The sequence below is a fragment of the Achromobacter sp. EB05 genome, from assembly GCF_044232075.1.
GTDB classification, from domain to species: Bacteria; Pseudomonadota; Gammaproteobacteria; order Burkholderiales; family Burkholderiaceae_B; genus Achromobacter; species Achromobacter dolens.
Map to the genome: position 1 here is coordinate 5,645,000 of NZ_CP155917.1, position 14,346 is coordinate 5,659,345.

Annotated in this window: 11 protein-coding genes; 1 reads left to right on the forward strand and 10 read right to left on the reverse strand. The window is 66.1% G+C overall.

Annotated features, from left to right (window positions below; genetic code table 11):
* The first annotated feature begins 12 nt into the window (after positions 1-12).
* Complete coding sequence (locus tag AAID08_RS25720; RefSeq protein WP_082401801.1) at positions 13-948, forward strand: LysR family transcriptional regulator; 936 nt, start codon at positions 13-15, stop codon at positions 946-948.
* Between the two features lie 154 nt (positions 949-1,102).
* On the opposite strand, the gene AAID08_RS25725 is transcribed toward AAID08_RS25720, so the two are convergent.
* The 10 genes from AAID08_RS25725 to AAID08_RS25770 form a co-directional block, all read right to left on the reverse strand.
* Positions 1,103-2,461 (reverse strand): TolC family outer membrane protein, encoded by a 1,359-nt coding sequence (locus tag AAID08_RS25725; protein ID WP_395757082.1) that lies wholly within the window; start codon positions 2,459-2,461, stop codon positions 1,103-1,105.
* Positions 2,458-3,810 (reverse strand): HlyD family type I secretion periplasmic adaptor subunit, encoded by a 1,353-nt coding sequence (locus AAID08_RS25730; protein ID WP_054500568.1) that lies wholly within the window; start codon positions 3,808-3,810, stop codon positions 2,458-2,460. Before AAID08_RS25730 ends, AAID08_RS25725 begins: the two co-directional genes overlap by 4 nt.
* Positions 3,807-5,729 (reverse strand): type I secretion system permease/ATPase, encoded by a 1,923-nt coding sequence (locus AAID08_RS25735; RefSeq protein WP_395757083.1) that lies wholly within the window; start codon positions 5,727-5,729, stop codon positions 3,807-3,809. Before AAID08_RS25735 ends, AAID08_RS25730 begins: the two co-directional genes overlap by 4 nt.
* A gap of 131 nt (positions 5,730-5,860) precedes the next feature.
* Positions 5,861-6,466 carry a heme acquisition protein HasA gene (locus AAID08_RS25740; RefSeq protein ID WP_054500566.1) on the reverse strand — a complete coding sequence of 202 codons (606 nt, stop codon included), beginning with the start codon at positions 6,464-6,466 and terminating at the stop codon, positions 5,861-5,863.
* Positions 6,467-6,606: 140 nt separating this feature from the next.
* Positions 6,607-9,696 carry a TonB-dependent hemoglobin/transferrin/lactoferrin family receptor gene (locus tag AAID08_RS25745; RefSeq protein ID WP_395757084.1) on the reverse strand — a complete coding sequence of 1,030 codons (3,090 nt, stop codon included), beginning with the start codon at positions 9,694-9,696 and terminating at the stop codon, positions 6,607-6,609.
* Between the two features lie 197 nt (positions 9,697-9,893).
* The gene (locus AAID08_RS25750) at positions 9,894-11,249 is read right to left on the reverse strand and encodes a type II toxin-antitoxin system HipA family toxin (RefSeq protein ID WP_395757085.1); all 1,356 of its coding nucleotides are present in this window, start codon (positions 11,247-11,249) and stop codon (positions 9,894-9,896) included.
* A 3-nt stretch (positions 11,250-11,252) separates the two neighbouring features.
* A complete protein-coding gene (locus AAID08_RS25755) occupies positions 11,253-11,513 on the reverse strand; it encodes a helix-turn-helix domain-containing protein (RefSeq protein WP_049076396.1) in 261 nt (86 codons plus the stop codon).
* A gap of 134 nt (positions 11,514-11,647) precedes the next feature.
* Positions 11,648-12,667: a FecR family protein gene (locus tag AAID08_RS25760; protein WP_395757086.1), complete on the reverse strand. Its 1,020-nt coding sequence runs from the start codon at positions 12,665-12,667 to the stop codon at positions 11,648-11,650.
* Between the two features lie 70 nt (positions 12,668-12,737).
* A complete protein-coding gene (locus AAID08_RS25765) occupies positions 12,738-13,247 on the reverse strand; it encodes an RNA polymerase sigma factor (RefSeq protein WP_054500563.1) in 510 nt (169 codons plus the stop codon).
* Positions 13,248-13,437: 190 nt separating this feature from the next.
* Positions 13,438-14,268: an IclR family transcriptional regulator gene (locus AAID08_RS25770; RefSeq protein ID WP_064527577.1), complete on the reverse strand. Its 831-nt coding sequence runs from the start codon at positions 14,266-14,268 to the stop codon at positions 13,438-13,440.
* Positions 14,269-14,346: the final 78 nt, after the last annotated feature.

The following is a 14,346-nucleotide window of genomic DNA, read 5'->3' on the forward strand; positions in this document are numbered from 1 at the left end:
TAGCCTATGGCTATGAATATCAAGTACCGATCGCTCAAGGCCTTCCTGCTGGCGGTCGACACCGGCTCGTTCACCCACGCCGCCAACCAACTGGGCGTGACGCAGCCCTCGTTCACCGCGCTGATCCAGGACCTGGAGGACGTGCTGGGCCTGCGCCTGTTCGAACGCACCACCCGCAGCATCAGCCTGACCTCGGCGGGGCAGGACTTCCACGCCCGCGCGCAGCGGCCCATTGCCGACCTGGAGGAAGCCTATCGCAGCCTGGCCGACCTGGCGGCGGTGCGGCGCGGCAACGTCACCCTGGGCGCCCTGCCCTCGACCGCGCTGGCGCTGCTGCCCGTGGCGGTCGGCGCGTTGCGCCAACTGCATCCGGCGTTGAAGGTGCGCGTGGTCGAGGCGCACAACGACGAACTGGTGGCCATGCTGCGCACCAACCAGATCGAGTTCGCCGTCGGCGCGCTGGCCGAGCCGGCGCCGGACCTGTCGTTCGCGCCGCTGGCCGAGGATTGCTTCTGCGCCATCTACCCGGCCGGCCATGCCCTGGAGAAAAAGCGCGGCCCGCTGCACTGGCGCGACGTGCTGCGCTATGACCTGATCCTGCTGTCGCAAGGCTCGAACGCGCGCCAGCAGTTCGACCGCGCGGTGCGCGAGGAAACCGGCGCGCCCGCCACCGCGCTGCGCTATGACGTGACCAACATGGGCACCGCCGCCGGCATGGTGCGCCAGGGCCTGGGCGTGAGCGTGCTGCCGCGCCTGGCGCTGCCGGAATTGAACCTGTCGGGACTGCGCGCGGCGGCGCTGTGCGATGCCTCGGCGCGCCGCGCCATCGGCCTGCTGCACCGGCGCGATCGCTCGCTGTCGCCGGCCGCGCAGGCGCTGGCGGCGCAGTTGGAAACGGCCATGGACCAGATCGCGAGGCGGCTGTTGCCGTTGCCGCCCTTGAAGTGAGCCGGCCGCTCGCGCCTGTCAGCCAGCGCAAGCGGCCAGGAAGGCGGGCACGGCAAATGACGAACCGCGCCACGCCAAGCCGCCGCGGCCTGCCACGCGCGCGTTGCGCGGTCGCGGGGGCCTTCTCGGCCGCGGCTTCCGTTCAAACGCGGATTCAGCCCGCCGCGAACAGCGCGCCGATGCGCGCCACGTCTTCATCGTCCAGCACCCCCGCCTGCCAGCGCAGCGTCAGCCACGCCAACAGGTTGTCGTAACGCGCGCGGTCCAGTTCGCGCAGCGCCTCGAAGCGCTGACGCTCCGCGTCCAGCACGTCCAGGTTGGTGCGCTCGCCGCCCAGCACGCTGCGCCGCGTGGCCTGCACGCGCAATGCGGCGGCCTCGGCGGCCTGCCGGTAGGCCGCGATGCGTTCCCGGCTGCTGGCAAAGGTATGGAACTGCCGCGCCAGGTCATCCAGCAACGCCCACGTGGCGGCATCGAGCTTGTGCTGCGCTTCTTCCTGCTCGGCCAGCGCCTGACCGCTGGCCGCGGACGTGCGCCCCCCGGAATACAGCGGAATGCTGACCTCGATGCCCACCGAACCGGTGTCATAGCGCTGCCCGATCTGGTTCTCGCCATTGGAATGCGTCAACTGCTTGCGGGCCACCAGCCTCGCCGTCGGCAGATGTCCCGCGCGGGCGGCCTCGTAGCGCTGGCGGCTGGCTTCCAGCAAGTGCCGCTGCGCCAGCAATTCGGGGTTGCTTGCCAGCGCCAGCTCGCGCCACGCCGGCAGGTCACGCCCCTCCACGGCCAGCCCGGCCAGCGCGGCCGCCCGCAAGGGCGCCAGCGGTTGCTCGGCCAGCGCCGGGCCGACGATCGCGCCCAGCGCATTGCGCGCATCGCGCAACTTGTCCCGCGCCTCGATCTCCTGCGCCTGCACCACGCGGGCGCGCGCCTCGATCTCCAACTGATCCGTGCGCGTGCCCTGGCCCGCCGCCACGAAGCGTTCGCTGCGGCGCGCGTCCTCCTGCAACGAACGGCCCTGGGACTGCGTCAATGCCAAGGCTTGCTGCGCGTAAAGCACGGCGGTATACGCCTGCAGCACGCGCACCGCCAGCGCCTGGCGGGCGCGCTGCAACGTCAATCCCGCCGCCTCGGCGCGCTCGCGCCCGGCCCGGTACTGCGCAAAGGCCGCCGCGTCGAACAACGGCTGGCTCAACGTGAAGCCCGAGGCGGAGCTGGCGTAGCGCGACCGTTGCTCCAATGTTCCAAACCGGGTCTGCTGGCGCGACGACGTAACGTTGCGGGCGCCGCTGTAGTGGTAGCTCAGGTTCGGCAGCAAGCCGCCGCGCCCCAGCGCCTCTTCCTGCGCATCGGCCCGCTCGCGGGCTCGCGCGGCCTGCCAGGTGGGATCGGACGCCAACGCCATCGTGTACGCCTGCTGAAAATCCAGCGCCTGCGCCGCCCCCATCGCGGGCAGCAACAGCGCCCCCATCAACATCCACGCCGCCGCGCGCGCGTCCCGCCAGCGATTCATGCGTCCCCCCACGCCAGCCGCGCGCGGTCGAGCAAGGGCTTGAACAGATAGTTCAGCAGCGAGCGCTCGCCCGTGCGCACGAACACCTCCACCGGCATGCCGGCGCGCAGCGGCGCATCGCCAATGCGGCGCAACTGACCCGGCGCCACATCGGCGCGCAGGCGATAGTAGGGACGACCGTTGCGGTCATCATCGAACCGGTCCGCCGACACCAGCGTCACAGTGCCTTCCAGCCGTGGCGTGCGGCTGGCATCAAAGGCGGTGAACATCAGCTCGACCGGCAGGCCCGTGCGCACCTTGTCGATGGACTCCACCGGCAAGCGCCCCTCGACCACCAGCGGCACGTCCTCGGGCACGATCTCCATCAGGCGCGAACCCGGCTGCACCACGCCACCGACGGTGTGCGCGGCCAGCGCCACCACGGTGCCGCTGACCGGCGCGCGGATCTCGCTGTGCGCCAGATCGAATTCCGCCGCCGCCAGTTTCTGTGTCAACTGTTCGCGCTGCACGCGGGTCTCCGCCAGATCGGTGCGCACCTCGCGCTGGAATGCGTCGCGGCGTTGCTGCCCGCGCAGCGCCAGTTCCGCGATCTGCTGGCGGGTCTGGCCCAGCGCGCCCCGGTCCGAGGCCATGTCACCGTCCAGTTGCGCCAGGCTGCGCTCCAGATCCAGCACGCGGTTGCGCGGCACGTAGCCTTCGCGCGCCAGATCGCGCAGGTTGCCCACCTGTTCCCGCAACAGGCTGCGTTGCGTGCGCTTGTGCGCCAGCGTCGATTCCAGGCCGGCGGCCAGGGCGCGGCTGCCGGCCAGCGTCGCGTCGATGCCAGCCAGCTCGCCCGCCAGCGCCGCCCGCCGGCTGGCAAACAGTTGGCGCTCCATCGCGTAGGCGGCCGCTGCTTCGGCATTCGCTTGGGCATCGGGCGGCGCAAGATCATCGCGGCCATCGCGCTCGGCCAGCAGGCGCGCTTCGCGGGCCATGACCGCCGCCTGCTGGGCGCGCAGGCTTTGCGCCTCGCCACGCACCCGGGTGTCGTCCAGCCGCACCAGCGCCTGGCCGGCCCGGACCTGGTCGCCTTCGGCCACCAGCAAGGCGCTCACCACGCCGCCCTCGATGCTGTCCACCGCCTGCCGCTCGCCGGTCACGACGACGATGCCGGGCATCGCCACGCCGTTGTCCAGCGGCGCCCATGCCGCCCATGCCAGGAAGCCGCCAAAGCCCAGCGCCAGCACCCACCAGCCGAAGCGGGCCGACCAGCCGCCGTTCTCATCGCCCTCGACGGCGCCGATATCGCCCTTGTTCAGCTCGGGCCGCAACACCACCACCCGATTGCCCGCGGCGCGCCCCGTCATGCCTTGCCTCCGAGGATTCGCCCCGCAAACGCGCCACCGGCCAACGGATAGACCTGCGCCGCCGATCCGCCCGGGCGCGTCTGTGCCGGCGAGCCGGCCACGCCGGACGCCGCCGCCCCCGTCGCGCCGGCCATCGTCGCCGCACGGCCGCCCGGCTCGGCGGATGCCGTAGGCGGTGACGGCGTCGCCCCGGGCGCCCCCTCGGGCCCCGGCCGCAACACGTCGTGGGTGGCGCCGAAGCGCTGCGCGCGGCCATCGCGCAGCAACAGCAGGTGCGTCGTCGCCGCCAGCACCTTGGGCCGGTGCGTCACCAGCACCACCGTCGCGCCGATCTCGCGCAGCCGGCCCAGCGCATCGAGCAAGGCCTGCTCGCCCGCGTCGTCCAGGCTGGCGTTGGGTTCATCCAGCACCACCAGGCGCGGCGTGCCGTACAGCGCCCGCGCCAGCGCGATACGCTGGCGCTGCCCGCCCGACAATCCCTGGCCTCCGGCGCCCAGCGGCGTGTCATAGCCGCGCGGCAGGGCCAGGATCATGTCGTGCGCGCCGGCCAGCCGCGCCGCGTCGATCACCCGCCGGGCCAACCCCTCGCCATCGCTGTCCGGCCCAGGAAAGCGCGCGATGTTCTCGGCCACGGTCCCGGAGAACAACTCCACGTCCTGCGGCACATAGCCCAGCCACTCCCCCAGCCGCGCGCGTTCCCATTGCTTCAGGTCGGCCCCATCCAGCCGCGCCGTGCCCAGGCGGGCCGGCCACACACCCGCCACCAATCGGGCCAGAGTCGACTTGCCCGCGCCCGACGGGCCGACCACGCCCAGCACCTGCCCCGGCTCCAGCGCGAACGACACGTTCACCAGCGTCGGCTGCGCCGCGCCCGGCGGCGTCACGGTCACGCCCTCCAAGCGCAATGCGCCCTTCGGGTCGGGCAGCGTCAGGCCCGTCGACGGCTTCGGATACGTCGTCAGCAGCTCCTGCAGGCGCCGCCACGCCAGCCGCGTGCCCGCCCATTGCCGCCAGGCGCCGATCACCTGATCGATCGGGCTGAGCACGCGCCCCATCAGGATCGAGCCCGCAATCATCATGCCGGCGCTGACATGGCTTTGCAGCACCAGCCACGCGCCCAGCCCCAGCACCAGCGATTGCAGCGCCATCCGCACCGTCTTCGACAGGCTCGCGATCATCGCCGAGCGCTGGCTTGCCACGCCCTGGCGCCGCACATAGCCGACATGCAGCCGCTGCCAGCGCGCGCGCAACCGGTCCAGCATGCCCATGGCCTGAATGGCTTCGGCATTGCGCAGTTGCCCTTCGGCCTCCACCCCGGCCCGCACCGACAGCCCGCCCGCCTCGGCCAACAGCTTGCGCGACACCTGCTCGTTGAGCCACGCCAGCGCCACCAGGATGATGGTTCCCGCCAACGCCAGCGTGCCCATCCAGGGATGGAACAGGAACATCACCAGCAGAAACAGCGGAAACCACGGCGCATCGAAAAACGCGAACACCGCGCTGCCGGTCAGGAACTGGCGCACGGTGTTCAGGTCATTGACCGCCTGCCCCGCATTGGCGGGCACGCCCGCCAGGCCGCGCTGGAACGCCGCTTCGTGCACGCGCCCGGCCAGCGCCGCGTCAAAGCGCGCGCCGATCTGAACGATAACGGCGCTGCGCGCGTAATCCAGCGCGCCCATCAGCGCGAGCAAACCGACGATCATCAGGCTCAGCATCACCAGCGTGAAGACGTTGCCGGACGCCAGCACGCGGTCATAGACCTGCAGCATGTAGAGCGACGGCGCCAGCATCAGCAGGTTGGCGGCGACACTGAATGCGGCCACGCTGTACCAGCCCGTGCGAAAGCGCGTCAGGAGCGCCTTGATATCCAGGACGTCCGCGCCCTGTGCCGCGCCCGCGCGCGTCTGGGTTTGCTGCATTGAATTTCCTTGCCCGGATGACTGCCGGGACACGCAGAATGAAGAAACAAAAAGACGGTCGCGACGGGGGATAGGCCCGCCGCGACCGTGACCCACGCGCCCGAGAAAGCGCGGGGAAACTCACGGGTGGGTTACGCCGCCAGGGCGAGGTCGGTTTCGGTGGCGAAGTTGTGGGCGACCAGGTCGGCGATGGAGGTGTGCATATCCATCCCGTTCTGTTCCAAGGCGTCGACCAAACCTCCGTTCGTGATGTGGCTGATCTTGTCTGGTGTGCCAACAACCGAACCGTTCATCAGGCCCCAAACGATGTCATGCACTTCGTTGCCTCGTCCATCGGCAACGTCGCCCTCGATAGGCTGATCGAAAGTAAACGTAATGAGCGGATCGACCACATGTCCGGCTCCGTCCAGGCCACCGCCCAGGGTGATGGAATCCAATGAACCCCACACTGTGTGCGCGGTCGGGCCGTCACCTGCGTGGCCGCTGTAAGGAGGGAAGAAGTAGTGCAGATCACCCGAAGCCACGAAGGCGTAGTTGGCGACCGTTTTGCTGACATAGCCATAGTCGGTGCCGTTGAAGGCGTTGCCACCGAAGAATCCGCCCTTATTGGGGACGCTGGTGTGCTCACCGGCAACCCCTCCATTCTGGAACGCGTCCAGCATGAGCTCCAACGAACTCTCCGTTGTGATACCCGTGGGAAGGTGGCTGATATCGATAAAGCTTACTTGTGCAGACATTGTCATGCTCCGTTTATTACCAATTGCCGGGGTGAATCCCCGACCCAAAAAAGCGCCGCACTGTGTGTACGTCGCACATGCGAAAAATCCGCATGTCCCTTTCTCGGGAAAGGCATTCGCCCACCCGAGCGATTACTTGCCTAAAAGCGAACCTCCATGCCCAACGCAACGGAGCGCCCCGGCGCGAATGTGCGTGCCATCGCATCGGAATATCCGTCGACATACATTCGATTGGTGATGTTCTCGACTGACGCCATAAGCTTGACGTTGTCATTGGCTTGATAACTGGCATACCAGTCCCAAGTCGTGTACTTGAACCAAACCTGGGAGCCACCAGAATCGCGGTTGTACCAACCTTCACCGCTGTAGTTGAATCTCACGCCGGTATCCAGCTTGCGCTCCAGCAAGCGCACGCCGACCAGCAGCGTGCCTTTATCCACCGGCTTGGCGATCGCGCTGTTGAAGACGAAGTTGTCGCAAACGACCTGATCATCAGCCCAAGCTCGCCACGATTCATACCCGCGCGCGAGGGCTTTCTGATGCTCGACCGGATAGCTTCCATCTGCATTCGGGCGGTCGAATTTGTTTTCGCCAGCCCCCAGGAAGTAAAGGTCTTCGCAGAACTTGTTGGGGCCGCCTAGATAATGGGTATAGCTCGCCCCCCCATAGATCCAGCCAGCCTCATAACGCCCTTCAAATTCCAATCCGCGGAACTTTGTGCGGTTGCGGTTGTTGACGAAGGCCGTTGTGCCGGGCAATGGCAATCTTTCCAGGTTGGAGCCGGGCAAAATGACGTCCATGGACGAAAAAAGGTAGTTATCCGCCCTCGTGTCGAAGTAGCCCGCCTTTAGCGATAGACTGTCGCCATCCAACGCGACGTCCTGGAATATGGTGTTGGCGCCTACCTCCCAGGTCCGGGAGGTTTCCGGCTCTGCATTCGGATTGGGGTAGATGGAGGCAAATCCATCTCTAGGATGATTGCCCACCATCAGCATTTCGTTGATGGCGGGAGGCCTCCAGGACTTGCCCCAGCTACCGTACACTTCCAGCCAATTGGTTGGCCGAATCGCTCCGGACAACGCGGGCAACAGCATCCCGGCACTGCGACTCACGTCGTAGTCATACAAGGCGTTCTGGTCGTCGAGGTCTTCAGGCTGAAACTCCTTTTCGTAGTCAGAGGATCTACGCCCGCCAGGTATGTAGAAGTTCTTCGTTCTTCCACGTTGGTCGACGTACGTCGGCACATCGGCCCACCAAGCAGCGATGGCCGATTCGTCGCCAGCCAACGCCAAACGGCAGCCTGGCCCGTAAACAGATTGAACTTGGCTGCGCGGGTTTTCGTTGGGTGCCAGGCCTGGAAAGGCGCCATAAGCGCACATTTCTTTTGCAAATTTGTCGAGCCTGGAAAGGTGGACGGTCTGCTTTCCGGGAACTTGCGTCTTACCCTTGAGGCGGTAGCGCTCGTAACGAAGGCTGGCGGATATGGTGAAGAAATCGTCCTCCAGCTTCAGCTCTGTGAAGATGCTGCCCATGCTGCGACGGCCTTGGGGATTGAGGGCATCCTTGCCCGTAGTGCCAATGGGGCGCACCTCGCGACCGTCGTGATTCCAGCGCTGGTTCGAAGTTGTATGGTCAGTGAAATACTCTACGCCGTAGTTGGCACTGAGCGTTGTCGCCCCGAACACGAAACGCGATGTGTTGTCGAGCTGAAATCCTTGGGTCTTGGTAGACAGTCGATTATTTCGGCCCACACCGTACTGTCTGCAAACGTCAAGCGCGTAGGGAGTTTTATCGGGCTTCTCGCAAGCGCCGCTATCCCAATACTCATTGTCAATATTCTCTCGGATCTTTGCTGCGTCTGTGAACTCGCCATCAAACCTGGAGAAGGGATAGGTTGGCGTCGTGTAATTCTCAACATTTGTTTCGACGCCATATGCCTTCACTTTCAGATCAAGTAGAGGGTTGTCGGCCGGCTTGATTTTGTAATCGAGGGCGAAGCTGTTTGACTGGGCCTTCGAAGTTCCCATCTTGCGCCAAGGAGTGCCGCTCTCCTGTGCTGACGTGTCGGCATCAGTGGTGTAGGAGTATCCGACTCGCGTGCCGACGTAGCTGAACAACAGCGACTGATCATCACTCAGTTTCCAGCGTGCCTTGAACAGACCGGAGTCCTGTTCTTGAGCGGCGAACTTCACATCGTTGAATTCGATCTTTCCGCCGTTGAACCACACTGAATTCTGGCCCTCGATACCTCCGCGCGCGCCAATCCGATAATCCCCGATCGACCGCCGCGACACCGCCGCCATCACTTCCAGGTTCTCACCCGCGCGCGCCGCGCCCGCCGCGCTGCCGATGAAATTGACCCCGTTCCCCTGGTATCCCATCCCGGACGTGCCGCGCAGCTTCAGCCCGATATCCCTGCCTTCGCGCAGCACATCCCCAAAATCCAGCGTGCGGAAATCCACGCTTCCCGCCATCGCGCCGGTGGCATGCACCCCACGCACCACGCCTCGCTCTACCACGGCCTCGGACAGGAGTTCCGAATCGACATACATTTCTCCATTGCGTTGCATGTGCCCGTTCTGCACGAAATCCTGGCGCATGCCGTCGATCATCATGTTGACGCGGCCGAAGTCCTGCATGCCGCGGATGTTGATCGACAGACCGGGGTTCTGGCGGTTGACGGCGCTGGCAACGCCGGGGGTGTCCTGGATGAGTTCGGCGGCGTGGCGCACCGGCACGCGGTCCATTTCTTCACGCGTGACGATGCTGACGGCGCGGGGGGCTTGATAGACGCGCTCGTTGACGGTGTTGCCTTGAACCACGACTGGTTTGAGCGAGTACACCTGGGAACGACCGCCCGGGCCGGTATCGACCAATTGAAAGCTCAGGCGTCCGTTGCCTTCTGAAATCCGATAGCCGATGGGGCTGTTGCCGAGGAGATGCTTGAGCCCGGCGATGAGGCTGTAGGTACCCTGGGTGGCGACGCTGGTGTACGAGGAAAGATCGACATCGCCCACGTAGAGATCGACGCCGGCTTGCCGGGCGAACGCCAGCACCGCTTGCATCATTGGCTGGGCCGAGATGTCGAAGGCGCGCGTCTGGCGGATGGCTTCCTGCTGACGGTCGGGCTGTCCCGATGCCACCGGTTGCGGTTGAGCCCACACCGAGGCAGCGCATGGCATCGCGAGCATCCCCGCGCACATCATTCGCCGGGCCAACCTCGCCTTCATCAATCTTCTCTTCACTTTCGTCTCTGGCTTCAGTCGATGCAAACGCGCATCATTACCATTAACGTTTGAGAATCGAAGTTCAGTAAAAAAAGTTCGAAAAAGGCAGTTCCCAGAGGGAGAGCGGTGCGAAGGCGTCCTGACTTCGTCTTACTCAGGGCCGTGCATCCGGGCCAAGCGTATCTCGCGGCGGCCGGTGATTACCCAGCCAGTTTTTCCGCCGCGGCTTGCAGCCCGCCGAGAATGCTGTCCGCGAGCGCTTCGGGAAATCCGGTTGGAATCAGTTCGCTGACGGTGCGTATCACCTGCCCGGTCCGGGCGACCAGGTCGTCGATCACGAAACGCGCGTCGCGCCCGTCCGGCGTGACGACGCCATGCTCGGCGCCCAGCGCCAGCCAGTGCCTGCGTTGAATGTCCTGCATCTTCCAGTGCGGATTCCTGGTGCGCACGGCCATGGCCATTCTTGCCTTGAACGGCGACAGCTGATTCGCGCGCGCTCCCATGACGGGGTAGGCGGACAGCACATCGTAGAGCGGCGCAAGCTCGTAAGCGCCGCCCGGGCGCAGGAAGATGCTGAAATTCTTGGCGTGCCCATCCGTGGCGCGCAGCATCCAGAAGATAACCTGTGCCTGAAAGAAGATCCGCCGATCACGGTCAGGGTCCAGGGACGTGGACAGCAGCCTCATGATGGGCCCCATGCCCGGCCCGCCATCCGCCTCGTATTTAAGATGCGGCGGTGTGCCCGTCGCCTGGCACATGTCTTCCTGCGGCAGCCGCAGCAGCCAAGGTTGCCCCGTCGACCGACGGGCCCAGCGCCGGTCGAAGCGCTCGACGGCCAGCACTTTCATGTCCTCGAACAACAGCGGTTGCGTGCGCGCCACCGGCAGGCCGTAGGCGCGCAGGATCTCCGAGCATAACCATTCGTTCTCGACCGAGTCGCTCATGTCGTACTGAAGATTGCCGACCCGACCCAAGGGCATTTTGAGGATGTGCGAGGTCGGGGTCGCGCCATGTGGCAGATACCATCGACCATCGAACCACAGCAAAGCCGTCTTCTCCTGGGCGCCCGCGATGGAAATGCGGAAGTCGTCGGTATCGGTGGCGCCGGCGCCGCCGAAGGGCGTCGGCGCAAGGGTGTTGCGCAGTACCTGCGCCACTTCGGCCTCGCTCAGCGGCGTCGCGTTAAGCACGCGCGCGTCCTGGGGCGGCGTGGCATCAGGCAGCACCTGCAATGCGCCCGCGCAATCACGGCCCACTTCGGCAAGCAGCGTGAACGCATCGGTTGCGGTCGCATGGAATCGCCGCGCGACACGCTCGCGGATTTGCCGGCTGTCGGGCAGCAGGTTCTCAAAGTAGGTGCGAACCGCTTCCCCGCGATGCGGCGGGTTGCCGGGCGTGAAGGGAAGCGACAGCGAGAGCGGCCTGCCTTGATCGGCGCTGACCCAGGCGTCGGCGTATTGCAGGATGTCGCCGGCGCGGGGCTGCACGCTCCAGGTGCCGACCATGGCGCCATTCATCCAGAGGTGCAGGGACTGTGTGTGCGAGCGACGTCCCATGGCTCACCAGTCCTGATCGGACACCTGCCGGCTTGCCGGCGGTTCATCGGGTTCGCGCAACACCAGTTCCACGCCCAGGATGCTCAGCAATTGCAGGAGCCGATCCGCACCGACCTTTTCCGCATTGCGCTCCAAGGCGGAAAGCGTCTGTTGCGTGATACCCAGCCGCAAAGCAGCGGCGGCCTGGGTCAGCCCGGCCTTTTTTCGGAATGCCTGAAGCAATGCCGGCAATTGCTCCGCGGTGCGTACGGTGTAGTCGGCCATACACGTCTCACGCTGTTTTTCAGGTTTACAAAGCATAGGCTGTAAATGGCGTATACGCAATATAGGCTGTATTTCACACATACAAATCATGATTTGTTTTTTGAATTTACAGCACATGATTTGTATTCGAGAATTCAGTACAGCAGTGTCACCCCCGGCAGCCGCAACCGCGCAAGCCGCAGCTCGCTACAGAGCGTGGCCAGCGCGCCCTCAAGGTTATCCAGGTGGAACAGCGCATTGACCGGCCTGCGCGCCGCGGCGCGGTTCGCCAGGATCAACTGGCCCCGCCGGAAATCGCCGATGCGTTGCAGGACCTGCTCCAGGGGTTCGCCGTCGAAAATGAGATAGCCGTCGGCCCAGGCGGCCCCGCGCGCGGGTGCGACGGGGCTGCGCGCGATGCCGGCGGCGTGGCTGAAAGTGGCGCTGTCGCCGGCTGTCAGCGCCGCGTGGGCAACGCCCGCGGTGGGCGGGCGATCCATCAGGAGCGCGACACGATGCTGCAACACGCCCATCCAGCCGTGACCGGCATCCTGGCGCCGCACGGCGTAGCGCGTGCCCAGCGCGGTCATGCTGGCGCCTGCGCTCTCCACCACGAACCTGCGCGGCTCGGCCGCCCCCGTAGGCGCCGGCGAGAACACCGCTTCGCCGCGCAGCAGGCGCACCCGACGGATCGAAGCGTCGTATGCCACATCGAGCGCGCTGTTGCTGCCCAGCAATACGCGGCTGCCATCGGGCAACGCCACGGAACGGATTTCGCCGACGTCGGTGCGATAGTCGACCAACCAGGGTTCGATGAGGTCCGGCCCATTGATCGTGCCGGCGACGACCAAAGCCGCGCATGCCAGCGCAAACGCGCGCCGTCGGGGCGCCATGAGATGCGCTCGGCACCATGCCTCGGCACAGGCACGCCAGGAGAAGCGCCGCGCCGTCGGCGCCGGCTGCGCGAGCGAGGGCGCATCGCGGCAGGCGCCGGCCAGGGCCCAGGTCATTTCGGCATCGGCCAGGGCCGGGCCGTGGCGCGCGTCGCGCGCCAGCCAATGATCGAGGCGGCGTCGTTCAGCTCGGGTGAGCGCGCCGGCCTCCAGGCGCACGGCCCACAGGCTGGCCTGGCGACGCAGGCGTCGTTCGCGATGGATACATGATGGGATCTTCATGAAAGGGATAACGGGCCAGGCGCGAAAGACAGTAAAAAAAGTGGCCAGAGCGCGCGTTCATTGCGCAGGCTCACGGATCCCGCCCCAGGCGTTCACGCATCAGTTCAAGGGCCATGGCCAGGTGCTTCTGCACCGAACTGGGCGAGATATCCAGATAGCGCGCGGCCTCCGCATGGCTCAGGCCCTCGACGCGGCAGAGTCTGAAAATCTGCCGCGTGCGCGGCGGCAGCTCGGCCAGCGTCGCGGCCAGACGCGCCAGTTGCCGGCGCACGTGCGCATGCACGTCGGGCGCGGTGCGCGGATCGCGCACGTCCTCAAGCAGGTCATCCGCCGCCATGTCGGTGCGGGATTGATGGTGATTGCGGCGATGGTCGATGAGCAGGCGATTGACGATGGCGTAGAGGTAGGCCAGCGCGCTGTCGTCCGGCGGGAGGTCTTCGTGGTGGGCCAGGAGCCGCGCGAAGCAGTCCTGCACCAGATCGGCGCTGAGTTCGGCTTCGCCGGTTTTCAGGAACAGGTAACGGCGCAGCCGCTCGGCATGGGCGGCATACAGGCGCTCGACATCAGGTTGGGGCGCCACTTGCTCGTCGCCGGGAATCTACTCAATCGTGATGAGCGTCATTGATGATTGAGCAAGAGACTAGCACCGATAGGGCGTCCCGCCGGTCGCGGCGGCATATGGATTGGTCGGAGATTTGACCGACACCGGCGGCGCCGGCGGATGGCCCGCGCCATGCGCCGAGGTCGCTTTTTTTTGCCAGCGCGACGCGTTATGTGCCGGCGTCGCGCGTCTTGGTGGGTCCGCCCTGCACCTTCCAGCCCAGCTCGGCGGAGATGCGCGCCGCCGCGTCCTTGACCACGTCGACCATCTCGTTCATGCGTTCCAACGACATGTACGGCACCGTGCTGGACACGCTGATGGCGGCGACGATGCCGCTGGAGGCATCTCGCACCGGCGCCGCCACGCAGCGGATCGAAGGTTCGTTGTCTTCCAGGTCGAAGGCGTAGCCGTTGGCGGCGTAGTCGCGCATGCGGTCGCGGAAGGCTTCCCAGGTCTGGCGGCCGCCCGGCGCGCGCGAGGACACCGGCGCGCCGACGCGATGCAACGCCTTCCATTGCGGTTCGTCGGCATCCAGCAGAAGCGCCTTGCCGACGCCGGTGGCGGCCAGCGGCATGCGGTGGCCGACCCGCGAGCGCATCTCCAGGCCCTTTTTGCCGGGGATCTTTTCCAGGTACAGCACTTCGTCGTTGTCGCGCACCGCCAGATGGATGGTGTCGCCGGTCTCGGCGGCCAGGCCGTCCAGGTACGGACGCGCCAGCGTCGCCATGGGAAAGGCTTCGCGCGCCTGGAAGCCGAGTTCAATCAGCTTGGGGCCCAGCACGTAGCCGACGCCAGGCAGCGAGCGCAGGTAACGCTCCTGCACCAGGCAACTGGCGAGCCGGTGCGTGGTGCTGCGCGCCACGCCGATGTGGGCGCAGATGTCCTTGAGGTCGCGCGCGCCCGCGGCCACGGCCTGGATCACGCCCAATCCGCGCATCAGGGTCTGCGTGCCGGCGGGGGCCGCGGCGTCGGGATCGTAGGCGGGGGAAGAATCGGACATGGAGGGAACAGGGGCTGGAAATCGGGATTGGCGAACGGGAAATTAGTTCCCTATATATGGGATTTAATTCTATATTTT

Excerpts from the sequence above, each read along its gene's own strand:
- AAID08_RS25735 (WP_395757083.1), bottom strand. The coding sequence starts at position 5,729 with ATGCAGCAAACCCAGACGCGCGCGGGCGCGGCACAGGGCGCGGACGTC.
- AAID08_RS25720 (WP_082401801.1), top strand. The coding sequence starts at position 13 with ATGAATATCAAGTACCGATCGCTCAAGGCCTTCCTGCTGGCGGTCGAC.
- AAID08_RS25750 (WP_395757085.1), bottom strand. The coding sequence starts at position 11,249 with ATGGGACGTCGCTCGCACACACAGTCCCTGCACCTCTGGATGAATGGC.
- AAID08_RS25770 (WP_064527577.1), bottom strand. The coding sequence starts at position 14,268 with ATGTCCGATTCTTCCCCCGCCTACGATCCCGACGCCGCGGCCCCCGCC.
- AAID08_RS25760 (WP_395757086.1), bottom strand. The coding sequence starts at position 12,667 with ATGAAGATCCCATCATGTATCCATCGCGAACGACGCCTGCGTCGCCAG.
- AAID08_RS25745 (WP_395757084.1), bottom strand. The coding sequence starts at position 9,696 with ATGAAGGCGAGGTTGGCCCGGCGAATGATGTGCGCGGGGATGCTCGCG.
- AAID08_RS25740 (WP_054500566.1), bottom strand. The coding sequence starts at position 6,466 with ATGTCTGCACAAGTAAGCTTTATCGATATCAGCCACCTTCCCACGGGT.
- AAID08_RS25730 (WP_054500568.1), bottom strand. The coding sequence starts at position 3,810 with ATGACGGGGCGCGCCGCGGGCAATCGGGTGGTGGTGTTGCGGCCCGAG.
- AAID08_RS25725 (WP_395757082.1), bottom strand. The coding sequence starts at position 2,461 with ATGAATCGCTGGCGGGACGCGCGCGCGGCGGCGTGGATGTTGATGGGG.
- AAID08_RS25755 (WP_049076396.1), bottom strand. The coding sequence starts at position 11,513 with ATGGCCGACTACACCGTACGCACCGCGGAGCAATTGCCGGCATTGCTT.